The organism is Actinomadura violacea, from assembly GCF_017573465.1.
Lineage (GTDB): Bacteria > Actinomycetota > Actinomycetes > Streptosporangiales > Streptosporangiaceae > Spirillospora > Spirillospora violacea.
This window is the reverse complement of record NZ_JAGEPF010000011.1, coordinates 65,005-90,099: the sequence shown is the minus strand read 5'-3', so window position 1 is coordinate 90,099 and position 25,095 is coordinate 65,005. Positions and strand designations below refer to the sequence as shown.

Annotated in this window: 23 protein-coding genes and 1 tRNA gene; 6 read left to right on the top strand and 18 right to left on the bottom strand. The window is 73.5% G+C overall.

Features of this window, described 5'->3' with window-relative positions; translation table 11 throughout:
- Nucleotides 1–72: 72 nt before the first annotated feature.
- The 5 genes from J4709_RS18595 to J4709_RS18575 form a co-directional block, all read right to left on the bottom strand.
- The gene (locus J4709_RS18595) at nt 73–1,473 is read right to left on the bottom strand and encodes a WS/DGAT/MGAT family O-acyltransferase (RefSeq protein WP_208242402.1); all 1,401 of its coding nucleotides are present in this window, start codon (nt 1,471–1,473) and stop codon (nt 73–75) included.
- Nucleotides 1,474–1,686: 213 nt separating this feature from the next.
- Nucleotides 1,687–3,207 (bottom strand): MFS transporter, encoded by a 1,521-nt coding sequence (locus tag J4709_RS18590; RefSeq protein ID WP_208242400.1) that lies wholly within the window; start codon nt 3,205–3,207, stop codon nt 1,687–1,689.
- Entirely contained in the window at nt 3,204–3,890 is a 687-nt protein-coding gene (locus J4709_RS18585; RefSeq protein ID WP_208242398.1) for an LppX_LprAFG lipoprotein, read from the bottom strand. The genes J4709_RS18590 and J4709_RS18585 overlap by 4 nt, the downstream gene beginning before the upstream one ends.
- A gap of 160 nt (nt 3,891–4,050) precedes the next feature.
- Nucleotides 4,051–4,124, bottom strand: a tRNA-Ile gene (locus J4709_RS18580).
- 100 nt (nt 4,125–4,224) lie between these two features.
- Nucleotides 4,225–4,998: an enoyl-CoA hydratase-related protein gene (locus tag J4709_RS18575; RefSeq protein ID WP_208242389.1), complete on the bottom strand. Its 774-nt coding sequence runs from the start codon at nt 4,996–4,998 to the stop codon at nt 4,225–4,227.
- 68 nt (nt 4,999–5,066) lie between these two features.
- Between J4709_RS18575 and J4709_RS18570 the strand changes: the two genes are divergently transcribed.
- On the top strand, nt 5,067–5,453 hold the full coding sequence (locus tag J4709_RS18570; RefSeq protein ID WP_208242387.1) for a DUF7715 family protein: 387 nt from the start codon (nt 5,067–5,069) through the stop codon (nt 5,451–5,453).
- Nucleotides 5,454–5,467: 14 nt separating this feature from the next.
- Nucleotides 5,468–5,764 (top strand): MTH1187 family thiamine-binding protein, encoded by a 297-nt coding sequence (locus tag J4709_RS18565; protein ID WP_208242385.1) that lies wholly within the window; start codon nt 5,468–5,470, stop codon nt 5,762–5,764.
- 10 nt (nt 5,765–5,774) lie between these two features.
- Here J4709_RS18565 and J4709_RS18560 read toward each other — a convergent pair whose 3' ends face one another.
- The 7 genes from J4709_RS18560 to J4709_RS18530 form a co-directional block, all read right to left on the bottom strand.
- Nucleotides 5,775–6,476 carry a 3-keto-5-aminohexanoate cleavage protein gene (locus J4709_RS18560; protein ID WP_208242383.1) on the bottom strand — a complete coding sequence of 234 codons (702 nt, stop codon included), beginning with the start codon at nt 6,474–6,476 and terminating at the stop codon, nt 5,775–5,777.
- 20 nt (nt 6,477–6,496) lie between these two features.
- Complete coding sequence (locus tag J4709_RS18555; protein WP_232383707.1) at nt 6,497–8,470, bottom strand: hypothetical protein; 1,974 nt, start codon at nt 8,468–8,470, stop codon at nt 6,497–6,499.
- Nucleotides 8,471–8,561: 91 nt separating this feature from the next.
- On the bottom strand, nt 8,562–9,860 hold the full coding sequence (locus tag J4709_RS18550; RefSeq protein ID WP_208242374.1) for an adenylosuccinate synthetase: 1,299 nt from the start codon (nt 9,858–9,860) through the stop codon (nt 8,562–8,564).
- 14 nt (nt 9,861–9,874) lie between these two features.
- The gene (locus J4709_RS18545; protein ID WP_208242372.1) at nt 9,875–10,846 is read right to left on the bottom strand and encodes a hypothetical protein; all 972 of its coding nucleotides are present in this window, start codon (nt 10,844–10,846) and stop codon (nt 9,875–9,877) included.
- A 12-nt stretch (nt 10,847–10,858) separates the two neighbouring features.
- A complete protein-coding gene (locus tag J4709_RS18540; RefSeq protein WP_208242370.1) occupies nt 10,859–11,905 on the bottom strand; it encodes a serine/threonine-protein kinase in 1,047 nt (348 codons plus the stop codon).
- 8 nt (nt 11,906–11,913) lie between these two features.
- Nucleotides 11,914–12,738 carry an NUDIX hydrolase gene (locus J4709_RS18535; RefSeq protein WP_208242368.1) on the bottom strand — a complete coding sequence of 275 codons (825 nt, stop codon included), beginning with the start codon at nt 12,736–12,738 and terminating at the stop codon, nt 11,914–11,916.
- A gap of 161 nt (nt 12,739–12,899) precedes the next feature.
- The gene (locus J4709_RS18530; protein ID WP_232383706.1) at nt 12,900–14,804 is read right to left on the bottom strand and encodes an amino acid permease; all 1,905 of its coding nucleotides are present in this window, start codon (nt 14,802–14,804) and stop codon (nt 12,900–12,902) included.
- 352 nt (nt 14,805–15,156) lie between these two features.
- On the opposite strand from J4709_RS18530, the gene ggt reads away from it, so the two are divergent.
- From ggt to J4709_RS18515, 3 genes are all read left to right on the top strand, one after another.
- Nucleotides 15,157–17,037, top strand: a complete 1,881-nt coding sequence (ggt, locus tag J4709_RS18525) for a gamma-glutamyltransferase (RefSeq protein ID WP_208242367.1) — start codon at nt 15,157–15,159, stop codon at nt 17,035–17,037.
- 36 nt (nt 17,038–17,073) lie between these two features.
- Nucleotides 17,074–17,433 (top strand): divalent-cation tolerance protein CutA, encoded by a 360-nt coding sequence (gene cutA, locus J4709_RS18520; RefSeq protein ID WP_173099817.1) that lies wholly within the window; start codon nt 17,074–17,076, stop codon nt 17,431–17,433.
- 125 nt (nt 17,434–17,558) lie between these two features.
- The gene (locus J4709_RS18515) at nt 17,559–18,428 is read left to right on the top strand and encodes an oxygenase MpaB family protein (protein WP_307801349.1); all 870 of its coding nucleotides are present in this window, start codon (nt 17,559–17,561) and stop codon (nt 18,426–18,428) included.
- A gap of 21 nt (nt 18,429–18,449) precedes the next feature.
- Here the strand turns inward: J4709_RS18515 and J4709_RS18510 are convergent, their stop codons facing one another.
- Complete coding sequence (locus tag J4709_RS18510) at nt 18,450–20,015, bottom strand: DHA2 family efflux MFS transporter permease subunit (RefSeq protein ID WP_208242366.1); 1,566 nt, start codon at nt 20,013–20,015, stop codon at nt 18,450–18,452.
- A 115-nt stretch (nt 20,016–20,130) separates the two neighbouring features.
- Here J4709_RS18510 and J4709_RS18505 point away from each other — a divergent pair, with 115 nt between their 5' ends.
- Nucleotides 20,131–20,688, top strand: coding sequence for a MarR family winged helix-turn-helix transcriptional regulator (locus J4709_RS18505; RefSeq protein ID WP_232383705.1), 558 nt, complete (start codon nt 20,131–20,133; stop codon nt 20,686–20,688).
- Here J4709_RS18505 and J4709_RS18500 read toward each other — a convergent pair.
- From J4709_RS18500 to J4709_RS18480, 5 genes are all read right to left on the bottom strand, one after another.
- Nucleotides 20,672–20,971, bottom strand: a complete 300-nt coding sequence (locus J4709_RS18500; protein WP_151546637.1) for a metal-sensitive transcriptional regulator — start codon at nt 20,969–20,971, stop codon at nt 20,672–20,674. The genes J4709_RS18505 and J4709_RS18500 overlap by 17 nt on opposite strands.
- Nucleotides 20,972–21,046: 75 nt before the next feature.
- Nucleotides 21,047–21,646: a histidine phosphatase family protein gene (locus tag J4709_RS18495; protein ID WP_208242365.1), complete on the bottom strand. Its 600-nt coding sequence runs from the start codon at nt 21,644–21,646 to the stop codon at nt 21,047–21,049.
- A 34-nt stretch (nt 21,647–21,680) separates the two neighbouring features.
- The gene (ald, locus tag J4709_RS18490) at nt 21,681–22,796 is read right to left on the bottom strand and encodes an alanine dehydrogenase (RefSeq protein ID WP_208242364.1); all 1,116 of its coding nucleotides are present in this window, start codon (nt 22,794–22,796) and stop codon (nt 21,681–21,683) included.
- A gap of 156 nt (nt 22,797–22,952) precedes the next feature.
- Nucleotides 22,953–23,765 carry an SAM-dependent methyltransferase gene (locus J4709_RS18485; RefSeq protein WP_208242363.1) on the bottom strand — a complete coding sequence of 271 codons (813 nt, stop codon included), beginning with the start codon at nt 23,763–23,765 and terminating at the stop codon, nt 22,953–22,955.
- Nucleotides 23,766–23,867: 102 nt separating this feature from the next.
- A complete protein-coding gene (locus J4709_RS18480) occupies nt 23,868–25,034 on the bottom strand; it encodes a glycerate kinase (protein ID WP_307801347.1) in 1,167 nt (388 codons plus the stop codon).
- Between the last annotated feature and the right edge of the window lie 61 nt (nt 25,035–25,095).

Below are 25,095 nucleotides of genomic sequence, written 5' to 3'. Positions count from 1 at the left end.
CCGAATCCTTTCCCAGGCAGGGGCCGGTATGTCGATGCGGTGGCCGGATCCGGCCACCGCATCGGCACGTCCTCAGCGCCCGCGCGGCGCCAGGGGGCGGGCGCCGTCCGCGGCCCGCACCAGCTCGTCCAGGCCGCCCTGCACGCCCTTCGACAGGACGTCCAGATCCGGCATCGCGTCGAAGTCGCCCGTGATCCCGAAGTGGAGCGTCCCGCAGTACGACACGATCGCCGTCGCCACCCGGATGCCGCCGGTCAGCGGCACGTACGGGTGCATCTCCACGACGCGGCGCCCCATCACGTACAGCGGGAAGTCCGGGCCCGGCACGTTCGTCGTGACGGTCTGGACGATGTCCTGCCGCAGCCGCACCGGGATCCGCGCGGCCAGTGACAGCAGCGCCGGCGCGACGGCCGTGTCGGTGAGCCGGGTGAGCGCCTGCGTCCCGGCCGCCTGGTTGCTGCGCTTGACGTCGTCGGTCTGCTCCCGGACCCGGCGCAGCCGCTCGAGCGGATCGTCCACCCCGACCGGCAGGTTCACGAACACCGCCGCGACCCGGTTGTTCAGCTCGCCCCGCTCGTCGGCGCCGCGGTGCGACACCGGCACCGCCGTCCGCACGACGGTGTCGTCCTCCAGCCGCCCCCGCGCGTTCAGCAGGTCGCGGTACCCGGCGGACACCGCCGCCAGCACGACGTCGTTGACCGTCCCGCCGAGCGCCTTGCGGACCGCCTTCACCTCGTCCAGCGGCACCCGCTGCCAGCACCAGCGCCGGTGCGGCCCGATCGGGCCGTTCAGGCAGCCCGCCGACGGGCTCGCGAACCGGGCGGTGGCGCGGGTCAGGCCGGAGGCGAACTCGCGCAGCCGGTGCGCCTCGCGCACCGCGCCCGCGCTGCGCGCCACGTCGGTGAGCTGGCGCAGCGGCCGCGTGACGGTGCGGCGCGCGGCGTCCGCCAGCAGCGCCAGGTCGGACGGCTCGGACTCCGGCGCCCACGGCTCGCCCTCGCCGGGCTGCTCGAACTCGGGGGACAGGTCGAACAGCACGGTCGCCAGGTCCATCCCGGCGATGCCGTCCACCATGCAGTGGTGCACCTTGGCGATCATCGCCCAGCGGCCCTCGGTCAGTCCCTCCACCAGCCAGATCTCCCAGAGCGGCTTGGCCGGGTCGAGGCGCTGCGCGAGCACCCGCCCGGACAGGTTGCGCAGCTGCTCGTCGGTGCCCGGCGCCGGCAGGGCGGTATGCCGCACGTGGTAGAGGATGTTGAAGTGCGGATCGTCCACCCAGACCGGCCGCCCGAGGTGCAGCGGGACGCCCCGCACGCGCTGCCGGTATCTCGGGACGAGCGGCAGCTTCGCGGCGATCGTCCGGACCACGTCGCCGTAGGACGGCGCCGGTCCCTCGAAGACCACCACCATGGCGACGTGCAGGGGCGTGTTCTCGTCCTCCAGGAGGTAGAAGCTGGCGTCCAGTCCGCTCATCCGATGCACGGGCTCACCGTCTTTCTGCGGGGGGTCGGGGGGAATGCGCGCCGCCGGCCCGGGGGGTGGCGCGGGCGGCGGAGCAAGTCACGGTAACCAGGCACCGCGCGAACAACGGGACGAACGCGCCCGATGTGAGCGAGGTGGCATCCGAGCATGGCCGCATCCGGCCAAATGTTTTCCCGCTCTTGCGTTCCCCCGCGGACCCCGAGGTCAGCGGGCGACCACACGCTCCGCCGGCTCCGCCGCGGGCTCCGCCCCTTCCCGCCGCGCACCGGCCGCCAGCGCCAGCACCGCGCCCAGCACGCACATCCCCGCCGTGATCCAGAAGATCTCCCGGTACTCCGCCCGCAGCGCGTCCTGCACCGCGGCCTTGTACACGGTCATCTCCTTCGCGAACTCCGCCTTCGACATCAGGAACGGCAGCGGCGGCTGCAGGTGCGCCGTCAGCACGTGGAACCGGTGGAAACCCCACGCCGACAGCGCCGAGATCCCGATCAGCATCCCCATCATCCGGGCGACGACCACGGCCGCCGACGCCACCCCGTGCCGCGCCGGCGGCACGAACGCCAGCACCGCCGACGACACCGGCGCGATCACCAGGCCCAGCCCGAGGCCCGTCACGACCAGGTCCACGTCCATCCGCGGCAGCGGCCCGTACGACGCGTGCGCCAGATCGGCCGGCCAGCCCGCGATCAGCACGTAGCCGACCGCCGAAACGAGCATCCCCGCCGCCATCGGCCACCGCTCGCCGACCCGCCGCGCGACGACCCCGCCCGCCACCGCCGCCACCGGCAGCGCCACCAGGAACCGCGTCAGCAGCAGTGCGCCCTCGGTCTCGTCCTTGTTCAGCACCGTCTGCGCGACCAGCACCACGTCCACCAGCGTCACCATCAGCGCCGCCCCCGACAGGAAGCTCACGCCCAGCGTCGCCAGCAGCGGCCCCCGCCGCACCCCGCCGAGATCCAGCAGCCGCGTCCGGGCCTTGATCTCCCACAGCACGAACACCACGAGCACCACCGCGCCCGCGACCATCACCGGAAGCCCCCACGACGACAGCGCCGACTTCTCCGGATCCGGGTTGTAGACCCCGACGACCAGCAGCGCCAGCCCGAGCGCCAGCAGCAGGCCGCCCACCACGTCCACGCCCGGGCGCGGCCCGTCCGGCCGCCCGCCCGGCACCGTGAACTGCACCGCCACGGCCGCGAGCAGCGCCAGCGGCACGTTGATCCAGAAGATCGCGCGCCAGTCCAGCGCCGCCGCGATCCCCGCCCCGTACAGCGGCCCGAGCACGCTCCCGAGCTCCTGCGCCGCGCCCACCGCGCCCAGCACCACCGGACGGCGCCGCTCGTCCCACAGGTCCCCGGCCAGCGCCATCGTCACCGGCAGCAGCGCGCCGCCCGCGATCCCCTGCACGACCCGCCCCGCGGTCAGCACCGGCACGTCCTGCGCCAGCGCCGTCACCACCGACCCGGCCGCGAAGAACACCAGGCACGCCTGCAGCAGCGGACGCCGCCCGAACCGGTCCGACAGCTGCCCGAGCAGCGGCATCGCCGCCACGTACCCGAGCAGGAACCCGGTCAGCACCGGCGTGATCCGCTCCAGCCGGTTCACCGGGACGTGCAGGTCCTTCACCACCGGCATCAGGATCGTCGTCACGACATAGGCGTCCAGCGCGGCCAGCAGCACCACCGCGCCGCCGGCCCCGATCGCGATCCCGCGCCGGCCGGTCACTTCGGCGCGCTGATCTTGTAGGGGGCGTTGAAGGCGGTGAACGTGATCACCACGGCGCCCTGCCCCTTCGGGAACGAGCCCCGCACCTTCAGCAGCCGCCCGTCGGCCTTGCTCACCCACACCTGCCCGGCGAGGTCGTCGTTGATCCCCGGGATCAGCCCGCCGACCTGGTCCTGCGGCAGCGTCGCCGCGACCCGGTAGGCCTCCTTGCCGTCCACCTTCTCGACGGCCTCGGCCTTCGGCGCCTGCATCGACGTCAGCAGCTTAGAGATCCCCCGGTTCGGGTCGAGGACCGCCGACGGGTCGTACACCGCCGACGCCATGGACTTCGGCAGCTTCCGCCAGCCGCCCGTCCCCGCGTCCAGGTAGAACGTGTCGCCCTTCGCGACGACCTTCGCCTCGACGTTCTGGCCGGACTGCTCCAGCGTCAGCGTCCCCTGCGCGTCGCCGTCGCGGAGCAGCCTCATGTCGCCGCCCTTGACCATGATCGGCGTCTTGTCCTCGGACTTCACCGTGAACGCGACGCTCTTCAGCCCGGCCATGGCGGTGGCCGCCCGCTGCAGCGTCTGCGCCCCGTCGAAGTTCGCCTTCGGCGCGGGCTTGCCGGATTCGCCGCCGCCGTCGCACGCACCGGCCAGCAGCACGAGCGACAGCGGGACAAGACCGAGGAATCGTCTGGACATACGCGGACCCTACCGACCGGTCACCCCGCGGGTCACTCCGTACCAGGTCTGACTTCCCCTCGTCCTCGAGAGTGACCCGAACGCGAGGCGGTACCCGGGTGGGGGAGGAGCCCCCGCATCGGGGAGCTGGCGGCCGCAGGCCGCTCGAACGGCCCGAGTGTAGGGCGGGCGGGACTCGAACCCGCGACCGGGAGATTATGAGTCTCCTGCTCTGACCAGCTGAGCTACCACCCCGCAGGCGGCGCCCCGACGGTGACGCTGCGGTCGGGGCGTGCCGGGTGTCATCTTAGCGGCGGGGCGTCGGCGGGGGCCAGCGAGAACCGGGCGGGCGGGGTCAGGCGGGCCATTCGGGGCGGCGCTTGTCCAGGAACGCGCGCATGCCCTCCTGGGCTTCGGGGGTCTGGCTGGAGGCCGCCATGACCTCGACGGAGTAGGCGTAGGCGTCGGATTCGGGCCGGTCGAGCTGGGCGTACATGGCCTGCTTGCCGAGCGCCTTGCTGCGGGGGCTGCCCTGGGTGGCGCGCTGGAGGAGGGCGAGGGTGGCCTTGCCGAGGTCGTCGTCGGGGACGGCGTAGTTGATCAGGCCCCAGTCGGCGGCGGTGGCGGCGTCGATCGTGTCGCCGGTGAGGGCCATCTCGGCGGCGCGCTTGCGGCCGACGTTGCGGGAGATCGCGACGAGCGGGGTGTGGCAGAACCAGCCGCCCTTGCCGCCGGGGGCGGCGAACGCGGCGCTCTCGGCGGCGACGGCGAGGTCGCAGGACGCGACGAGCTGGCAGCCGGCGGCGGTGGCGAGGCCGTGCACGCGGGCGATCACGACCTGGGGGACGGACTGGATCGTCTGCATGAGCGTGGTGCAGACGCGCAGCAGGTCGCGGACGTCGGCGTGGGAGGCGCCCGCCATGTCGGCGAAGTCGTGCCCGGCGGAGAAGACGGGGCCGTCGGCGGCGAGGATCACGCCGCGGGCGTCGGTGCCGGCGATCTCGGTGAACGCATCGGTGAGCTGCAGCAGGAACGTGCGGGACAGAGCGTTGCGGCGGCGCGGGCGGTTCATGGTCACGGTGGTGTACGGGCCGTCGCGTTCGATGAGGACATCGGTGGTTTCGCTCATGCTTCCGACGTTACGTCAGACCCTCGTCGTACGGTGGGCTCGTCCACGGACGCCGAGGGGGTCTGGCCTTGAAGCTGCTCACTGCCACCAACTCCAGCCAGGGTTTGCGCGACAACGACTTCGACTGGTGCGTCGAGGGGGAACTGGTGCACATCGGCGTGGTGTGCGCCCGGGACCGGGACGACCCGGACGGCGGCTGCGGGTGCGGCCGCTCGTTCGCGGGGCTGAACTCGCACCGTGCGACGACGACGGCGATGGTGCGGGACGTTCCGGGGTTCACCGACGAGGACTATGTGGAGGCGATCCGCTCCAGCCTGGAGCAGCAGGGGTGCGATCCGTCGTTCGCCGAGCACGACGCGGCGCTGCTGCGCTGCCTGGTGCGCGACTGGCCGGTGGGGGTGATCGTGGAGCGGCGGCTGGATGAGATCGTGGTCAGGCAGGTCGTGCAGCCCTGACCAGGAGGTGCGTTGTGCTCGTTGCGTTCTCGGTGACCCCGCTCGGGACGGGGGAGGACGTCGGTGAACTCGTCGCGGAGGCGGTGCGGGTGGTGCGGGCGAGCGGCCTGCCGAACCGCACCGACGCGATGTTCACGACGGTGGAGGGGGAGTGGGACGAGGTGATGGCGGTGGTGAAGGCCGCGACGGACGCGGTGGCGGCGCGGGCGCCGCGGGTGAGCCTGGTGGTGAAGGCGGACCTGCGGCCGGGGGTGACGGGCGCGATGGACGCGAAGGTCGAGTCCGTCGAGCGGCACCTGTCCGGCGGGTGACGTCCGGCGGTCAGGCCTGGAGCAGCATCCCGGCGGTCTGGACGAGGGCGGTGTTGTCGGCCGCGGTGCCGTCCGGGAGGGTGAGGACGTCCTCCAGGCCGACGCGGACGACGAGGTTGAACCGGACGGCGAGCCGCAGGACGGGCCAGGCGCCGCCGTCCTCGCCGTGCAGCAGGACGGGCCGGCCGTGGCCGGTGCCGATCTCGTGCAGGAGGTCCTTGGCGGTGGCGGTCGCGGTCTCCGGGCCGGTGTCGGTGACCTCGGCGAGGACGCGCAGTACCTCATTTGCGCGGGGCCAGCGCAGGTAGCGGGCGGCGGCTCCGGTGCCGGAGAAGATCCCGGCCTCGACGGCGACTCCGCGGTCGAGGAGGGTCGCGGCGACGTGCTCGGCGCCGTCCTCGTGGAAGTTGACCGACGCGTGGTCGGGCAGGACTTTCCAGGACCGGATCAGCGCGGCGCGTTCGGCGGGGTCGGCGGCGGTCCAGGCGCCGGTGGTGACGCCGACGGGCACGCCGGGCGCGGCGGCGCGGACGGCCGACACCGCGGCGGCGACGTGGCGGGGGTCAAGGGTGTCGGCGCCGGTCTCGTCGCGCGGATGCAGGTGGACGTCCTGCGCGCCGACGTCGACCGCCGCGCGGACGGCCGTCGCGAGTTCGTCCGGGGTGACGGGGACGCCGGACGCCCGGGCCCCGTTAGGGCAGACCTGGAGCATGCTCCGATTCTCTCAACGGGTCAGGGATTGATCACGCAGGGGCCGCCGCCGCAGACGTCGACGATCTGCCCGGTGGTCAGGAAGATCGCCTTCTGCCTGCGCGCGTCGGCGTCGCTGCGCGGGTCGGAGTGCGGGTCGCGGCCCTCGGTGGGCGGCGTGTTCGTGGTCGGCGGCGCGGGCGAGCCGCTGTCCCACACGACCATCCCGGACCCGCCGGTGGACGCGCCGAACGTCGGGATGTTCCAGTACGGGACCGTGTCGAGGCTGCGTCCGGCGCGGACGGTCGGGGCGTGGATCCGGGCGCCGATCGTGCGGGCCTCGACCTCGGCGGCGACGGTCGCGACCTGGTGGTCGCCGAACGCGACGTGCATCAGCACCTGGTGCTTCGGCGTCCCCGGGTACGGGTGGCCGGTCATGTGCCAGGCGTACCCGTCGGCCTCGCCGCGGTCCCAGAGCATCTGGATCAGCGCGAGGCCGATCTGCTGGTCGAGCTTGTCGGGGTAGAACAGGTCGAGGACCTTGGCGTACTGCGGGAAGTCGGCGCTGCGGTTGAGCAGCGTGCTGTAGTTCATCGCCGGGACGCCGAGGACGGAGCGGTGCAGGTCGGGGGAGACCGCGGTGAGCGCGCCGCCCATGATCCCGCCCTGGCTGTTGCCGTCGTAGGTGAGCGGCGCGCCGGGCGCGATCAGAGGTTTGCCGGAGTCGTCCTGGAACGCCTTGTCTCCGGCGAACCCGCGGGTCATCGCGCGGCCGAGGAAGACGAAGTTCAGCATGCTCTGCTGGAGGCGGTCCGCGACCGTGCGGAACCGGGAGATGTCGGCGAGCGCGGAGATGACGTTCGGGACGTCCTCCGACGACATGCCGATCCACTTCGCCGCGCAGAACGCGAAGTCGTGCTCGTCCGCCATCGACTTGACGTTCCCGGCCGCGACCTCGCCCTCGCTGCCGAGCAGGCCGTGCCCGTAGAGCGCGGGGTTCGCCGGCTTGCCGAACGCGGCCTTCGGGATCTCGCACTGGAACGGGACGGCCTGGTTGTTGCCCGGCAACTGGGACGGGAGGCCGTCCTTGCCGTAGTGGAACGCCGAGCCGGGGAGCCCGCCGTACTGGTCGAGGTAGCTCGGCGCCCACACGACGCCCTTCACCTCGCGTGCGATCTTGTCGTCGACGTTGTTCGTCACCTGCGTGACCAGGAACGACGGCGACCTGTTCCCGAGCTTGCGGAGCGCGTCGTCGCGGATGTGCAGCATCGGGCCGGCGATGCTCCGCGCGCTGGCGACGGTGAAGTCCCAGGCGAGGTACAGGCCGTCGCGCTTCACGCCGCGCTTGGCGAGGTCCGCGAGCACCTTCTTCTCGGCCTTCTGCCGCGCGTAGAGCGGGTCCTTCGACGGCAGTGCCGGGCCGAGGATCTTGGCGAAGGCCGCGTTCGGCGGGATGAGGTTCCCGGACGCGTCGCGCAGGTTCCGCAGCGCGACCGCGTAGCGGTGGCCCTCGACGAAGTTCTTCGCCGGACGGACGATCAGCGCCTTGCGGTCGTCGGGCGCGTTCGCGTCGAGTTCCGCCCAGTACGGCCAGCGCCGCCCGGTCGCGGTGTCGACGATGACGATCGGCGCGTCCGGTTTCAGCGACGCGCCGATGTCGGTGACGGGGGCGGCGCCGCTGCGCGCCAGGTCGACGCCGGGGACGCGGCTGAGCAGGTCGGAGCCGGGGGAGAAGCCGTCGGCGCGGTTCCACTCGTCCGGCGCGATGGGCAGGCCGAGCGAGTTCTTCAGGGTCGTGCGCATGTCGATCCGCAGGCCGGTGGCGGTGTGCGGGTCGGCCTTGGTGTACCAGTTGCTCGGGAACGGCAGCAGGCACGACGCCGGGTCGATCGGGTCGCAGCCGTCGCCGCCGCCCGCGGGCGCGGGCGCGGCGGACGCCGGCGTCACGGCGAGCAGGGCCGCGGACAGGACCAGGGCGGCGCCCGCCGAGAGGGCGCGCAGGGACCGAGCACGCAAGGACCGAGCACGCAAGGGCAGGGCACGCATCGTCCACCTCCGGGGAGATCCGCGGCGTTCGGGGAGATCTTGGTCTCGCCGCGGCCCCGGGTCAATGGGCGTCCGATGTCGGCCATCCCGCGAGCGGCCGGGACGTCCGCGGGCGCAGCGGCGCGGCGGTGCGCTTGGCGGACGCCGCCGGGCCGTGCGAGGTCAGCACGACCGGGGTGCCGAGCGCGCCCTCGATCGTCTCGGCCGGACGCGGCCCGAGCGGCGCGTAGACGGGCCGCGCCGACGCCAGCCGCCGGGTGAGGGCGGCCTGCCGGGCGAGGTCGCCGCCACCCGGCGGCAGCCGGTCCAGCCGGCCGTCCGACGTCTCGTAGGCGTGGCAGACGCGCAGGTCGGGACGCGCCCCCGCGACGTCCAGGTGCGTGACCGCCAGGCCGTCCACGCCGCCGGTGACCTCCAGCGCGTAGCGGAGCGCGACGGCGTCGAGGTGGCCGGCGCGGAACGCGCCCTGCCACGGGCCGGTGCCGTTGTGCGGTTCGGGGAGCGCGGCGGTCAGCGCCGCGTCCTCGGTGACGAACGGTCCCGGGCCGTGGCGCGTCGCGTACGTCCGCAGGACGCCGAGCCGAGCCGCCGCAGCGCCCGCCTCGTCCAGCAGCGTCTCCGCGTTCGCGAACGTCGTGGTCGACCAGGTCGTGTACGGGTGGAAGCCGTGCCACTCGTCGAGCAGCACCCCCTGTGCGCCCTCGAAGACCACGTCCCCGGACCGGAGCAGGCCGTGCAAATGGCCGCCGCCGACGATCCGGACGCGCCCCGCGAACGCGGTGAACGCGTCCGCGCAGGCGGTCACGTCCGGGACGTCCTCGCCGTCCGGGAACATCGTCCGGTACCAGTCGTGCAGGGCGGTGAGCCGGCGGTGCAGCCGCGCGGGCGACAGGCAGTCGCCCGCGCGCGGCGCGTCGTCCTGCCCGAGGGCGTAGGACGCGGTCTCGCCGATGCCCATCCCGCACGACCCGTGCCGGGCCGCGCCCCGCGCCCGCTCGCGCGCGCGGTTGGCGGCCCGGTGGTACGGCGTGGTGAGCAGCGCGTCCCGGTCGACGGTGAGCCGGTCCAGCGCGTCGCCGACGCCGAGCCGCCGCAGGTGGTCGGCCTCGGCGGCGAGGGCCAGCGGGTCGACCAGCATGAACCGCGACAGGTGCGTCCGGACGCCCGGCCTGAACGTCCCCGAGCCGAACTGGGCGAACGTGTGGTGGCGTCCGTCGTCGGTCACGACGTTGTGCGCCGCCTGCGCGCCCCCGTTGAACCGGACGACCGCCGTCACCGGCGACGTGCGGCAGAGGTGGTCGACGACCGTGCCCTTGCCCGCGTCCCCGAACCCGAGGTCGACGACGATGGCGTGCCCCATCGCGGTGCCCGCCGTCAGAGCCGGGTCGTGCCGGACGGACCCGACGCGTCCAGCCCGGGCGGCGTCGCCGACACCGCGACCGGCGCGCGCGACGCGTCCAGCCGGGCCAGCGCCCGCGACACCGACGCGCCCGCGTCCGAGCCGGCCTCCGCCAGGTGGTCCAGACCCTCGTCCAGGTCGATGGCGTCCTCGGCGAGCCCGACGGTCAGCGCGATCGTCTCGCACACCGCGTCGAGGTCGTCGAGGTAGAGGACGTGCTGGCCGAGCAGCCCCTGCCAGAAGTCCTTCAGCTCGCGGCTGCCGGAGTGGTAGGCGCCCTCGGGGATGATGAAGTACACCTCGTACATCCGCTGCAGCTCGCGCAGCAGGTCCTCGATCGGCAGGTCGCGCTCCAGGTCGTCGCCGACCACCTTGGCGACCTCGCGCCGCTTGGCCTTCGGGTAGGCCAGCTCGTCGCCGATCATGAACAGGTAGCCGCGCTTGCCGCGCTTCTCGAAGCAGTCGATCGAGGTGTGCCGCGCCATGAAGTACATGGCCAGCTCGTACGACTCGCGCATCTGGCCGCCGCCCCCGCCCTCCAGCAGGATCTTGCCGAGGTCGTCGTCCATCCGGTTGTCGGCCTCGAACTGGCCGACCTGCAGCGGCGCCCGGTCGCAGGTCGCGTCGCCGACCGCGCCGAACAGGATGTGCGGGTGCTCGACGTAGCCCTTGCGCAGCAGCAGGCCGAGCAGGTCGGGCAGCTTGGTCTGCAGCGTGCGCGGCACGCCGCCCATCGAGCCCGTCACGTCGAACAGCACGCCGATCGCCAGCGACTCGGGGTGGTCGTCGGAGTCACGGCTCTCGCGGGCCGTGACGCCCTTCGGATCGAGGTCGGCGTGGACGGTGGTCGCGCCGCCGTCGCTGTAGGCGAACGCGCTGGCGCCGGTGGACGCGCGGTAGCTAGCGCGCGCCGAGTAGACGTCGGTGGACCAGTTTCCGCTTCCCATGGGACTTCTCCTTCAGTGGGTGACGGGCAGGTGGAAGGGGCGGAACCGGCGCGGGCCATAGAGCCGATCGAGCAGCTCGTCCAGTTCGCCCAGCAGGCGCCAGGCGTCGTGGGGGCGGCGGTTCTGCGCGGACAGCAGGCAGCCGCGCGCGAACCTGCGCAGCGCCTTCGGTGCCTGGTCGCCCATCAGGTCGGTCATGCACCGGGTGGCCATGAAGATGTCGGTGGCCTCGTCGGCGGGCCGCCGCGCCGGGACCTCCGGCGGGTACCGGTCGCGGTACCGCTCCACCAGGGCCGGGACGCGCCCGGACGCGTCGGCGTAGGAGTAGCAGCCGGGCACCGAGTAGCACCAGTCGACCAGCACGAGCCCGTGCTCCTCCGGGTGGATCATGACGTGGTCGGGCAGCACCGCGCCGTGCAGGACGCCCGCGCGGTGCGCGAACCCCAGCCCGACCAGCAGCCGCCGCCACATCCACGCGGCGTCGCGCGGGTCGACGCCGCCGGGGAAGGCCGCCTTGACCTCGGCCAGGGTCCGGAAGCCGTCGAGCGCGGCGATCGCGTTGGCCTGCCGCTGCGTCCCCGTCGCGGCGTCCTTGTGGCGGAACGACTCCACCAGGTAGGGCACGTAGGACAGGAAGCGCCCGTCGCCGTCCTCGGGGAGCTGGCGCAGCGCGACGGCCTCGCGTTCCAGCAGGTCGCCGTCGCGGGGGTCGCGCGGCATCTTCAGCAGCACCCCGCCCGGCCGGGTGTCGGTCTCGGCCCGGTACAGCTGCGCGAGGTCGCCGGACACCGGGTCGCCCGCGATGCGGTAGGAGTGCCGGCGGGTCGTGACGACGCTCGCGTCGGACCGGTTGTAGGTCCGCCACAGCGCGTTCAGCCGGACGAACGCGTCGCGCGTGCGGCCGCCGGTCGCGTCCGGGTGGACGAGCCGGACGAACCGCCGGTAGCGCCGCGCCGCCTCGGCGGCGTCGTCGCCGAACAGGTCGGCGGGGACGCGGACCCGGTCGAGCCGGGCCAGCGCGTCGTCGAGGTCGCGGGTGCTCCCGCTGTGCCTGGTCATGGGGGACATCACCTGATCTCTTCCTCGCGGCTGGGTCGCAGCAGTGCGGGGTGCAGGAGGCGGGCGTCGCCCGCGCGGTAGAGGCGGGGCCGGGGACCGCCGCGCCGGCCGCCCTTGTCGGACGTGGCGCCGGTGCTCTCCACGAATCCCGGGACCGACAGCACCTTCCGGTGGAAGTTGCCGGCGTGCAGCTCCTCGCCCCACACCGCCTCGTAGACGGCGCGCAGCTCCGGGATGGTGAACTCGCCGCCGCAGAACGCCGTGGCGAGCGGGGTGTACTCGAGCTTGTCGCGGGCCCGCTCCAGGCCGTCGGTGAGGATCCGCGCGTGGTCGAACGCGAGCCGCCGGGTGGTGCCGGGACGCTGGTCGCCGGACTCGGTCAGGCCGAGCGCGCCGACCGGGACCCACGCCGCGTCGGCGGCGTCGCCGCCCGCCTCGGGGTCGGGCAGCTCGGGCGCGAACGCCAGGTAGGCGACGGAGATGATGCGCATGCGCGGGTCGCGGCCGGGGGTCCCGTAGGTGCCTAGCTGCTCCAGGTGGACGCGTCCGAGCAGGCCGCCCTTCGCGCTGAGCCCGGTCTCCTCGGCCAGCTCGCGGACGGCGGCGTCGGGCAGGTCCTCGGCCTCGCGCCGGCCGCCCGCGTGGACGAACCCGCCGGGCAGCGCCCACATCCCCTCGAACGGCGCGCCGCCGCGGCGGACCAGCAGGACGTGCAGCGCGTCGTCCCGGATGGTGAGGGCGACGACGTCCACGGTCACGGCGACGGGGTCGTAGGCGCGCGGGTCGTAGCTCGCGAGGAACGCGCTCTCGTCGCGCATCGGTTCCGGGGACATCCGGGCCTCTCCATGGTCTCGGATTGAGTAAATCTCAGGTTGAGTTCATCTCGATATGAGAAGAACATAACCCCGGACGTGGCGGCCTGTCCACCCGGTTTCTCCGCGCATGCGTAGAGCGCCGTCTCCCACCTGGGGAAACGGCGCTCCGCGGGCGATCGTCAGCGGCGGTGGCGGCCGCCCGGCGACGGCGGCTCCTCGCGCTCGCCGTCCTCGTAGGGCTCCTGGACGTACGGGTCCTGGACGTACGGGTCCCGTGTGTAGGGGCCGGTCCCGTACCGTCCGCCCTCGTACGGGCTCGGGGCGAACCGGTCGGCGCCGTGCCGCCCGGCCGGGTGCGGGCCGGACGCGAACGGGTTCGGCACCCCGGGATCGAGCGCGTACGGATCGGCTGCCGGCGGCTCCGCCGCGTCCTGGGCGGGGTCCGCGCCGCCCGGCCTGCGTCCCGCCGAGTAGCGGCCGGTCGGGTAGGGGCTCTCCGGCGCGGGCGTGCTCGGCCGCGCCCCCGGCACGTACGGGCCGGGCGGCGGCGCCTCCATCCGCGCCGCGACCGGGCGCTCGGGCGGCGGCGCGTCCAGCAGCAGCTTCATCTGGCTCTTGCGGCGCCCGTACACCAGGTAGATCAGGACGCCCGCGACCATCCAGACGGTGAAGTACCCCCACGTCTGCACCTTGAGGTTCAGCATCAGCCAGCCGGTCGCGAGGATCGTCGCGACGGCGGTGACGGGCGCGGCCGGGACGCGGAAGGGCCGGTGCAGGTCGGGGCGGTCGCGGCGCAGCGCGAGCACGCCCGCCGAGACGAACAGGAACGCGAACAGCGTCCCGATCACGACCATCTGCTCCAGCGTGAGCACGTTGATGGTCTGCGACATCACGACCGCCGCGCCGCCCGCGACCAGCGTGGCCCGCGACGGCACCCGGAACCGGCTCATCCCGGCGATCGGGCGGGGCAGCAGCCCGTCCCGGGACATGGAGAACACCACCCGGGTCAGGCTGATCAGCACCACCAGGATCACGGTGGTCAGCGCGAGCACCGCGCCGACGTCGATGATCTTGCCCATGGAGTCGGCGCCGACGAGCCCGAACGCGGTCGCGAGCAGCGGCTTGGCCGGGTCGAGCCGGTCGGTGGAGACCATGCCGACCATCGCGACGGCGACCGCGACGTACAGCACGACGGCGATCGCCAGGCTGGTCAGCATGCCGCGCGGCACCTTGCGGGGCGCGTCGTCGGTCTCCTCGGACGCGGTCGCGATCAGGTCGAAGCCGATGTAGGCGAACGCGATCGCGGGGGCGGCGGCGAAGATCCCCCAGACCCCGAACACCCCCGGCTTGCTGCCGGTGACCGCGCCGAGCACCGCGTCCAGCACGGTCGTGGCGCCGGCGGGCGCGGGCCGCTCGGGCGGCACGAACGGGGTGAGGTTGCCGGCGTGGAAGAACTTCAGCCCGGTCGCGACGACCAGCCCGATCACGATCAGCTTGGCCATCACCATGAACCACAGGCTGCGCAGGCTCATCCGGCTGCCGGTCGCCAGCATGGTGATCAGCAGCACCAGGATGCCGAACGCGAACAGGTCGAAGCCCTTCTCCTGCCCGATGATCCCGGCGAGCCAGGACGGCACCGGCACGGCGAAGTCGGCGAGGGCCTGGGTGGCGTACAGCGACCAGGCGCGCGCGACGACCGACGCGGCGAGCAGCAGCTCCAGCACCAGCGCCCAGCCGACGACCCAGGCCCAGATCTCGCCGAAGGCGACGTAGCTGAAGGAGTAGGCGCTGCCCGCCACCGGCACGATCGACGACAGCTCCGCATAGGACAGCGCGGCGAGGAAGCAGACGCCTCCGGCGATGAGGAAGGAAATGATCACCGAAGGGCCGGCGGTGGCGGCGGCCTGCTCTCCGGAGATCTTGAAAATGCCGGAGCCGATCATCACGCCGAGCCCGAGGACGATCAGGTCCCGGGTCCGGTACACCACCCGGAGCCGGTGCCGGCCGCCGTACAGCCGGCCGGTCGCCTGCTCCACGGGCAGCCGGCGGAACATGTTGTTGCGCATGCGGACGTCCCAGGTCATAGGTGTTCCCCCCAGGCCCGAACCCGCGCCGCTGTTCGCGAGAGACGGTTGGTCGAAGTCCCTAACAATTCACCAGGTATGACCATAATCGCAACGTTTTCCAGCGGATCGCTGTCGAGTATCTGTTGTCGGATGCTGCCAAACCACGGTCCGCCAGTATGGCGGAAGGAACGGCAGGTGAGAGGCGGATACCGGGCCTGTTTCCGGTGGACCGTTCCCACCAATCCGCCATTTCCGAAGGAAAGCGCTTTCGGTGCGCCGCCCGCGGGCGGCCGGGGTCGGCCGGTGCGGACGGTGGCAATCGGTGAAGATCGGTGACACCGTAGGGGCGCCGCGTCCCACAGGAGGTTCGGTGTCCCGCCAAGCACAGCGCCCCTCGCCCTCCGGCGCCCTCCGCCGCACCGCGTTCGCCGCCGCCCTCGCCGTCACCGCCGCGCTGGCCGTGCCCGCGGCCGCCGCCGCGGGCACGCCCGCGCCGGCCGCGCCGCCCGGCGGGCACCGCCCGCAGGCCAAGCAGCCCGTCGCGACCGGCTACGGCGGCGCCGTCTCCACCGTCGACCCGGACGCGAGCCGCGCCGCCCTCGACGTCCTCAAGCGGGGCGGCAACGCGATGGACGCCGCCGTCGCCGCCGGCGCCACCCTCGGCGTCACCGAGCCGTACGTGTCGGCCATCGGCGGCGGCGGTTACATGACGTACTACAACGCCAAGAACCGCAAGGTGTACGCGCTGGACGGCCGCGAGTTCGGCCCGGCGTCGATGAAGCCGGACTACTTCATCGACCCGAAGACCGGCAAACCGCTCTCCTTCGACGACGCCGTCACCAGCGGCCTCAGCGTCGGCGTCCCCGGCACGCTCGCCCAGTGGGACCTGGCGCTGCACCGGTTCGGCACCCGGAAGCTGGGCGCGCTGCTGCAGCCCGCGATCAAGGTCGCCGAGCACGGGTTCGTGGTCGACCAGGAGTTCTACGACCAGACGGCGACGAACGAGGCGCGCTTCCGCGACATCGTCCCGACCCGCGAGCTGTTCCTGCCCGGCGGCAAGCCGCCCGCGGTCGGGTCGGTGTTCAAGAACCCCGACCTCGCGAACACCTACAAGCAGCTCGCCAAGCACGGCACCGGCTGGCTCTACCACGGTGAACTGGGCAAAGAGGTCGTCCAGACCGTGACCAAGCCGCCGGTCGACCCGAAGGCGGCCCGTGTGGTCCGCCCCGGCGTCATGAAGGCCAGTGACCTCGCCGCCTACACGGCGCTGTCCAAGCAGCCCACGCACGTCTCCTACCGCGGCTACGACGTGTACGGCGAACCGCCGTCGTCGTCCGGCGGGTCCACGGTCGGCGAAGCGCTCAACATCCTGAGCAACTTCCGGCTCGACCCGCGCGACCCGGTCACCGCGTTGCACTACTACCTGGAGGCGTCGAAGCTCGCCTACGCCGACCGCGGCGCCTACGTCGGCGACCCCGCCAAGGTGAAGGTGCCGCTGGACGAGCTGCTGTCCCAGGGGTTCGCCCGCGAGCGCGCCTGCCTGATCAAGCCGGACCAGGCCGCCGCGGCGCCCGTCCCGCCCGGCAGCCCGGACGGGACGTACGAGCCGTGCGTCCCGCCCGGCACCCAGACCCGCGTGCTGGCCGCCGAGGGACCGCAGACGACGCACCTGGTCGTCGCCGACAAGTGGGGGAACGTCGCCTCCTACACCGTCACGATCGAGCAGTTCGGCGGCAGCGCCCTCACCGTCCCAGGGCGCGGGTTCCTGCTGAACAACGAGATGACGGACTTCTCGTTCACGCCGTCCGCGCCCGGCGGCCTGCCCGACCCGAACCTGCCCGGCCCGCACAAGCGGCCGCGCAGCAGCATCGCGCCGACGATCGTGCTCAAGGACGGCCGGCCGAAGCTGGCGCTCGGCACGCCCGGCGGCTCGACGATCATCACGACCGTGCTGCAGATCCTGGTGAACCGGATCGACCTCGGCATGGACCTGCCAGCCGCGCTGGACGCGCCGCGCGCCACCCAGCGCAACACCCCGCAGGTCTTCGCCGAGCAGGCGTTCATCGACAGGTACGGCAAGGCGCTCGCGGCCCGCGGGCACCGGCTGGAGGTCTTCCCGGGCCCGCCGGCGGGCGTGATCGGCGCGGCGACCGGGCTGGAGTTCCTGCGGCCCGGGCTCGTCCAGGCGGTCGCCGAGCCGGTCCGGCGCGGCGGCGGCAGCGCGCTGGTCGTCCACCCGGCCGCCCGGTGACGAGTGCGGGCCGGGCGAGCGGGAATCAAAGGTGGCATGGCGCAGTCTTACGTGCAGGTGACGACCACCACCGACGCCCGGGCCGAGGCCGCCGGGCTGGCCCGGTCCGCGGTCGCCGAACGGCTCGCCGCGTGCGCCCAGCTCGTCGGCCCGGTCGCGAGCACCTACTGGTGGGAGGGCGAGATCGAGACCGCCGAGGAGTGGATGGTGGTGTTCAAGACCACCGCCGACCGCTTCGACGAGCTCGCCACCCTGATCACCGACCTGCACTCCTACGACACCCCGGAGATCATCGCGACGCCGGTGGTGGCGGGCAGCCTGGACTACCTCGCCTGGGTCGCCGAGCAGACCGAGCCGGGCGAGCGCGACGAGGCGGTGGACGAGCCGGAGGACTGAGCGCCGCCGCGGCCGCCGCCCCGCAGGCCGCCGCCGGGCGCGTGTGACGCACGCCATAGCCGGGTAAGTCTTCATTTACCGGGGCCGGCGTGGTTTCCTCGGCCGCGGAGAGGAAGGCGGTCGACGTGCGCGACGAAGCGACGGGCGGGCCCGAGGACCACGGCCTGTTCGGGCCCGGCTCGGTGACCTGGCAGGTGATGGGCGAGCCGGTGCTGATCGCCGGCGGGATCCGGGCGCTGCTGCTGCAGGCGCTGCATCCCCGGACGATGTGGGGCACCGCGCAGAACTCCGAGCTGATGAACCCCGACGCGGCCTGGGCGCGGCTCGGCCGGACCGTCGAGTTCGTCCGGGTGCGCACCTACGGGACGCACGCGGAGGTCGAGCGGGTCGGGCGCCGCGTCCGCAAGCTGCACTCCAAGCTGACCGGCCTCGACATGCGCACCGGCGAGACGTTCCCGGTGGACGACCCCGAGAACCTGCTCTGGGTGCACATGGGTGAGGTCGACTCCTACCTCGACGTGGCGCGCCGCGCCGGGGTGCCGCTGACCGCCGCCGACGCGGACGCGTTCGTGGACGAGCAGCGCCGCGCCGCCGCCGTCGTCGGCCTCGACCCGGCGGACGTGCCGGGGTCGGTCGCCGAGATGAAGGACTACTACGCGGACATGCGGCGGCAGATCTTCGCGTGCCGGGAGGCCCGCGAGGGGCTGAAGCGGATGTTCAGCCCGGCCGTCCCGCAGCACCTGATGCCGCTGAAGCTCGCCGCGCCGGGCGTCGCGATGCTGGTGGTGTCGACGCTGCCGCGCTGGGCCCGCCGCATGTACGGGCTGCCGGGCCTGCCGACGTCCGACCTCGCCGCGACGCTGGCGCTCAAGGGCCTGTACCGGACGACCCACGTCGTCCCGGAGCGGTACCGGTACTCGCCGGACGCCCAGCGGGCCAGGCGCCTCACGCGCGCGCACGAGGCGGACCTGGCCACCTGGTCCATCGCGTCCTGACGGGCTCCGAGGGGGATCGGGTCAGGCCATCGGCGGGGGAGCGTCGTCCCGCGCCGCCGCGTCCGGCCCCTCGGCGGTGTGCGTGCCGTGCCTCGGCAGCAGCAGCGCCGGGACGATCAGCACCGCGGTGAGGACCATCGCGACCCAGAACGTCGTGCCGAACGCGTCCGCGAGCTTCGGCGCGACCTGCTCGCGGATCCGGTCGGGGATCTGGCCGACCCCCGCGCCGCCGCCCTTCCCGCCCATCTGCGGGAGCCGCGAGCTGATCTGCCGGGACAGGATGACGGCGAGCAGCGCCACCCCGACCGAGCCGCCGAGCTGGACGAGGATGTTGAGCGTGCTGCTCGCCCGCGACGCCGCCGAGCGGGCCAGCGTGGTCAGCGCCGCCGACATCGTCGGCATCATCGTGCAGCCGAGTCCGAGGCCCCGCACGTACAGGGCGGCGCCGAGGAACCAGTACGAGGTGTCCGCGCCGACCAGCGCGAACGGGATCGTCCCGACCACCAGCAGCACGATGCCGAACGGGACGATGCGGCCCGCGCCGAGCTTGTCGGTGATGATGCCGGAGAACGGCATCGCGGTGGCGGCGCCGAGGCCCTGCGGGGCCAGCAGCAGCCCGGCCGCGAGCGCGCCCTCGCCGCGGGCGGTCTGGTAGTACAGCGGGATCAGCAGCATCGAGCCCATCAGCGCGATGCCGACGAGGAACACCGCGACGGACGCGGTCGCGAACGTCCGGTCGGTGAACAGCCGGACGTCGATCAGCGAGCGCTCCCGCCGCTGCAGGCTGTGCAGGACGAACAGCACCACGAGGACGGCGCCGGCCAGCAGCCACGCGATCGTCGAGGTGCTTCCGAAGCCGCCGTTGCTGTTGGCGGTGGACAGCCCGTAGATCAGCAGCGCGAACCCCGGCGGCAGCAGGAACAGCCCGCGCAGGTCCAGCGCCGAGGAGCCGCCCCCGCCCTGCCCCTCCTGCTCGTGCGGCACCTTCCACCAGGCCAGGGCGAAGGCGAGCGCGCCGACCGGCAGGTTCACGAAGAAGATCCAGCGCCAGTCGACGTCCTCGACCAGCCAGCCGCCGATCACCGGGCCGAGCACGGGGCCGAGCAGCATCGGCACGCCCACGATGCTCATGATGCGCCCCATCCGCCGAGGCCCGGCGGCCATGGTGAGGATGGCCATGCCGGTCGGCATCAGCATGCCGCCGCCGAGCCCCTGCACGACGCGGAAGATGATGAGCGACTGGATGTTCCAGGACGAGCCGGACAGCACCGACCCGGCGACGAACAGCACGATCGACAGCATCCACACCCGGCGGCCGCCGAACCGGTCGACCGCCCAGCCGGTGATCGGGATCACCGTGCCGAGCGCCAGCGTGTACCCGGTGATCGTCCACTGGATCGTCGACAGGCTCGCGTGGAAGTCCTTGCCGAGCGTCTGCAGCGCGACGTTGACGATGGTGGTGTCCAGGATCGCCATGACGGTCCCGGACACGATGACCAGCCCGAGCAGGATGACCTGCGGATCCAGGCGCTCGGTCGCGGCGGACGCGCCCGGCGGCGCGAGATCGGTGGGCGGGCTCTCGGCCATGGACGGCCCCCTCGTGTGTGCTCCGGTTGCCCCGTGTCCCCGTTGTGGAAAGCTTGAAACGCCTTGAAGTTCAACGTATTTACACTGCAACACGGAATGTGTTGAGATTCAAGGTATGTCCGGGAAGTCAGGCGCAGCCGCCGCGTCCGGCGGCGCGGACGCCCGTACGGGCACCGGCGTCGACGCCGACCTGGAGACCATGGTCCAGATCATGGGCCGGATGTTCCGCGGCATGAAGGGCTCCACCGCCCACGAGGAGGCCGAGGAGCTGATCGGCCTGGTCAAGGCGGCCGGCCTCGGCCCCCGGCACGTCCCCGTGCTGATCGGCCTGGTGCTGAACGGCCCCGTTCCCGTCGGCGTCCTCGCCCGGCACATGGCGCTCAGCCCCGCCACCGTCAGCCAGCTCGTCGGCGAGCTGCAGCGCGGCGGCTTCGTCGACCGGCGCCCGGACGAGCGGGACCGCCGCCGCATGATCGTCAGCCTGTCCGCGGAACGCCGCGAGCTCGTCGAGCGGTTCGCCTGGCGGCGCCTGCGGCCGCTGCGGATGACCCTCGAGGCGCTCGGCCCGGCCGAGCGCGAGCACTTCCTGCACGGCTGGCGGACGCTGGTGGAGATGATGGAGCGGGCCGGCGGCGACGACCCGCTCTGCGGCGGCGTCAGCCGCGGCGCATGAGCCGCCCGACCGCCGCCATCAGCTCGGTGGACATCTCCTCGCCCTTGCCCTCCTGCGTCCCCTCCGCCACGCAGTGCCGGACGTGCCCGTCCAGCAGCCCCAGCGCGACCTTGTCCAGCGCCGCCTGGACGGCGCTGATCTGGGTGAGGATGTCGATGCAGTAGCGGTCGTCGGCCACCATCCGGTCGATGCCGCGGACCTGCCCCTCGATCCGGGCGAGCCGGGTCTGCAGCTGGTCCTTGGTGGCGGTGTACCCGCGGGTGGGGGTCTCGCTGGTCGCCATCTCCGTCCTCGCAATCACTCCGGGGCCGCGCGGGCCCTCGGTCGCCCCGCCGGGGGAGATCCCCCGAGGGGTATTTTATGCGGTCGGATCGGCCGGGACGTTCCACGAGGTGATCACCGGGTGGCCGTGCTCGGTGCCGAGCAGCGACAGCGTCCCGGTGGCGAGCGCGAACGCCCGCCCGAGCACCGGCTCCAGCCCCAGCCAGCGGGCCGTCAGCACCCGCAGCACGTGCCCGTGCGCCACCAGCGCCACGTCGCCCTCCGCCAGCAGCGGCCGCACCCGCGCGAGCACCGCGTCCGTGCGCTTGCCGACCTGCTCGACGCTCTCACCGGGGTGCTCCGCGTCGCCCGGGACCACGCCGTCGTCCCACAGGTACCACCCGGGCCGCTCCTTGCGGATGTCGGCCGTGGTGATCCCCTCGTAGCCGCCGTAGTCCCATTCCCACAGGTCGGGGTCGGTCTCGTCCACCGTGAGGCCCGCGAGCCCGGCGGTGCGCCGCGCCCGCTCCGCCGGGCTGGCCACGACGCGGGCGATGTGCCGCGGGGCCAGCAGCGGGGGAAGCGCCCGCGCCTGCTCCTCGCCGCGCGCCGTCAGCGGCAGGTCGGTGCGCCCGGTGTGCCGCCGGTCCCGGCTCCACTCGGTCTCACCGTGCCTCAGCAAGATCAGCTCCCCCATGCGCCCACCCTACTGGCACTGGGCGCGGCCCCCGCTAGTCGAGAATTGACGCCAGAGGGGTGTAGGGGAGGTTGTGGGCTTCGGCGACGTGGTCGTAGACGAGTTCGCCGGCGTGGGTGTTGAGGCCCTTGGCGAGGGCGGCGTTCTCGTGCAGGGCGCGGTGCCAGCCCTTGTCGGCGAGCTGCAGCGCGTAGGGGAGCGTGACGCCGGTGAGCGCGTAGGTCGAGGTGTTCGGCACCGAGCCGGGCATGTTGGCGACGCAGTAGAACGTCGAGCCGTGCACCGTGTAGGTGGGGGCGTCGTGCGTGGTGGGGCGGGAGTCCTCGAAGCAGCCGCCCTGGTCGATGGCGATGTCGACCAGCACCGAGCCGGACTTCATGCCCGCGACGAGGTCGTTGGAGATCAGCTTGGGCGCCTTGGCGCCGGGGATCAGCACCGCGCCGATCACCAGGTCGGCGGCGCGCGCCTCCTGCTCGACGAGGTAGGCGTTGGACACCAGCGTCCGCATCCGGCCCTGGTAGATCGCGTCGATGTGGCGGAGCCGGTCGACGTCGAGGTCCAGGACGGTGACGTCCGCGCCCATTCCGACGGCGATCTGCGCGGCGTTCAGCCCGGACACGCCGCCGCCGATCACCACGACCTTCGCGGGGGCGACGCCCGGCACGCCGCCCGGCAGCACGCCGCGGCCGCCGTTGGAGGCCATCAGGTTGTACGCGCCGACCTGCGGGGCGAGCCGCCCGGCGACCTCCGACATCGGGGCCAGCAGCGGCAGCGACCGGTCCGGGAGCTGGACGGTCTCGTAGGCGATCGCGGTCACGCCGGCGGCCAGCAGCGCGTCGGTGCACTCGCGGGACGCGGCGAGGTGCAGGTAGGTGAACAGGGTCTGCCCGGCGCGCATCCGGTGGTACTCGGCCGCGATGGGCTCCTTGACCTTCAGGATCAGGTCGCCCTCGGCCCACACCTCGTCCGGGCCGTCGAGGATCTTGGCGCCCGCGGCGGTGTAGTCGTCGTCGGGGATGGCCGAGCCGAGACCGGCGCCGCGCTCGACGAACACCTCGTGGCCGTGCCGGGTGAGCTCGTGCACGCCCGCCGGGGTGATGGCCACGCGGTACTCGTGGTTCTTGATCTCTTGTGGGACGCCGATCTTCACGGGGGATTCCTCCGTCAACGCTGACCAGGACGTACGCTGGTGCGCACGCCTCCAGCGTGCGGCGCGCGGACCCCTCCGTGCCATGTGCAGGTTGCAAAGTCATCGCCCTTTTCGATGACAGTGTGTAAAGCGTCCCAGGTGGGCGCGGGAGCCGGTTCAGGGCTTGCGCGCGATCCCGCCGTACATGAGCCGGTGGCCGACGGTCAGCTCGTTCGGGACGGGCCCGTCGGGCCGCCACAGTGGCAGCGGGACGACGCCCGGCTCGAGCAGGTCCAGGCCGGCGAACAAGCGCTCGATCTCCGCGGGCGTGCGGAACCGGCCGGTGCCGAGCAGCCCCTGGTACTGCACCTCCGCGTCGACCGCCTCCTGGCTGGACGCGCAGAAGCTGGTGATGAACAGGTGGCTGCCGGACGGCACCGCGTCCATCAGCGTGTCGACGACCCGCTGCGGCTTCTCGTCGTCGTGCAGGTGGTGCAGGATGCCGACGAGCATCACCGCGACGGGGCGGCCGAAGTCGATGAGCCGCCGCACCTCGTCGTGGGCGAGGATCTCCTCGGGTTCGCGGACGTCCGCGGTGACGACGGTGGTGTGCTCGTTCTCGGCCAGCAGCGCCCGCCCGTGCGCCAGCACGATCGGGTCGTTGTCGACGTAGACGACGCTGCTCTCCGGCGCGATCGACTGGGCGACCTGGTGGGTGTTCTGCACGGTCGGCAGCCCGGAGCCGAGGTCGAGGAACTGCCGCAGGCCCGCCTCGCCGGCGAGGTACCGCACGCCGCGGCCGAGGACCTGCCGGTTGTAGGCGGCGACGTCGTAGATCTCGGGGACGATCTTGGCGATCTCGTCCACGAACGCGCGGTCGACCTCGAAGTTGTCCTTGCCGCGCAGGACGACGTCGTAGGTGCGCGCGATGCTCGGCTTGGTCACGTCGATGCCGAGTGATGCCCAGTCGTACTGCCGCTCGTCCGCCATGTGCGCCCGCCTCGTGCCGCTATGGAGTTCTCCGGATCCCGCCCTGGCGATCTTAGACGCGGGTTCGGCCTCCCGTCCCGAAACTGTGGAACATCCAGGGGGTCAGCGGCGCGGGACGGGCAGCCACTCGTCGGCGATCGCGACCGTCAGCTGCTCCAGCAGCGGACCGGCCCGGCGGACGCGGCGCTCGGCGTCCGGCTCGATGTCGTCGAGCGCGTACACCGCCTGGATCCGCGCCTTGCGCAGCCGCTCGCCGGTCAGCCCGCGGCGCCCCGCCACCGCGATCACCGGCGCCCCCGCGCGGGCCGCGGCGCGCGCGACGCCGATCGGCGCGGTGCCGCGCAGCGACCGGGTGTCCAGGGTGCCCTCGCCGGTGACGACCAGGTGCGCGCCGCGCGCCCGGCCGGTGAAGTCGAGCAGGTCCAGCATCAGCGCGGCGCCCGGCTCGATGGTCGCGCCGAGGAAGGCCAGCGCCGCGAACCCGACGCCGCCCGCCGCGCCCGCGCCCGGCAGGTCGCGGGCGGCCCGCCGGGACGCCGCCTCGGCCAGGTCGGCCCAGCGGCGCAGCCCCGCGTCCAGCACCCGGACCTCGTCGCGGCTCGCGCCGCGCGGCGGGCCGTCCACCGCGGCGGCGCCGCCGCGGCCGAGCAGCGGGCCCGCGGCGTCGCCCGCGACGACCACCTCGACGCCCGCCAGGTCCGGCAGGGCGCGCAGGTCCAGCGCGTGCAGCGAGCGCAGCGCCGCCCCGCCGGGCGGCAGGTCCTTGCCGAGCGCGTCCAGCAGCCGCCCGCCGAGCCCCTGCACGAGCCCCGCGCCGCCGTCGGTGCAGGCGCCGCCGCCGAGCCCGAGGACGATCCGCCGCGCGCCGAGCCGCAGCGCGTGCGCCACCAGCTGCCCGGTGCCGACGCTGGACGCGGTGAGGGGGCGCGGCTTGCCGCCCGGCAGCCGGCGCAGCCCGGACGCCTCGGCCAGCTCCACCACCGCGGTGCGGCCGCGGACCGCCAGCCGCGCCGTCACCGGCCGCCCGGTCGGCCCGCAGACCTCGACCTCGACCCGCCGCCAGCCCGCCGCGACGGCGGCCTCGACGGTGCCGTCCCCGCCGTCGGCGACGGGCAGCTCGACCAGCGGGACGTCCGGCCGGGCGCGGCGCAGCCCGGCGGCGAGGTGGCGGGCCACCTGCGCCGCGGTCAGCGTGCCGGGGAACCGGCCGGGCGCCAGCAGGACGTGCCCGTGCGCGGGAGGGGCGGGGGGACGGTCCGCGGACACCACAGCCACGCCTTTCACGCCGGGGGGTAAGGCCCTACCTTCTGCTTACGCCATGACGGCACTA

Excerpts from the sequence above, each read along its gene's own strand:
- J4709_RS18595 (WP_208242402.1), bottom strand. The coding sequence starts at position 1,473 with ATGAGCGGACTGGACGCCAGCTTCTACCTCCTGGAGGACGAGAACACG.
- J4709_RS18585 (WP_208242398.1), bottom strand. The coding sequence starts at position 3,890 with ATGTCCAGACGATTCCTCGGTCTTGTCCCGCTGTCGCTCGTGCTGCTG.
- J4709_RS18575 (WP_208242389.1), bottom strand. The coding sequence starts at position 4,998 with ATGAGCGAAACCACCGATGTCCTCATCGAACGCGACGGCCCGTACACC.
- J4709_RS18560 (WP_208242383.1), bottom strand. The coding sequence starts at position 6,476 with ATGCTCCAGGTCTGCCCTAACGGGGCCCGGGCGTCCGGCGTCCCCGTC.
- J4709_RS18550 (WP_208242374.1), bottom strand. The coding sequence starts at position 9,860 with ATGGGGCACGCCATCGTCGTCGACCTCGGGTTCGGGGACGCGGGCAAG.
- J4709_RS18545 (WP_208242372.1), bottom strand. The coding sequence starts at position 10,846 with ATGGGAAGCGGAAACTGGTCCACCGACGTCTACTCGGCGCGCGCTAGC.
- J4709_RS18540 (WP_208242370.1), bottom strand. The coding sequence starts at position 11,905 with ATGACCAGGCACAGCGGGAGCACCCGCGACCTCGACGACGCGCTGGCC.
- J4709_RS18535 (WP_208242368.1), bottom strand. The coding sequence starts at position 12,738 with ATGTCCCCGGAACCGATGCGCGACGAGAGCGCGTTCCTCGCGAGCTAC.
- J4709_RS18530 (WP_232383706.1), bottom strand. The coding sequence starts at position 14,804 with ATGACCTGGGACGTCCGCATGCGCAACAACATGTTCCGCCGGCTGCCC.
- cutA (WP_173099817.1), top strand. The coding sequence starts at position 17,074 with ATGGCGCAGTCTTACGTGCAGGTGACGACCACCACCGACGCCCGGGCC.
- J4709_RS18510 (WP_208242366.1), bottom strand. The coding sequence starts at position 20,015 with ATGGCCGAGAGCCCGCCCACCGATCTCGCGCCGCCGGGCGCGTCCGCC.
- J4709_RS18505 (WP_232383705.1), top strand. The coding sequence starts at position 20,131 with ATGTCCGGGAAGTCAGGCGCAGCCGCCGCGTCCGGCGGCGCGGACGCC.
- J4709_RS18500 (WP_151546637.1), bottom strand. The coding sequence starts at position 20,971 with ATGGCGACCAGCGAGACCCCCACCCGCGGGTACACCGCCACCAAGGAC.
- J4709_RS18495 (WP_208242365.1), bottom strand. The coding sequence starts at position 21,646 with ATGGGGGAGCTGATCTTGCTGAGGCACGGTGAGACCGAGTGGAGCCGG.
- J4709_RS18485 (WP_208242363.1), bottom strand. The coding sequence starts at position 23,765 with ATGGCGGACGAGCGGCAGTACGACTGGGCATCACTCGGCATCGACGTG.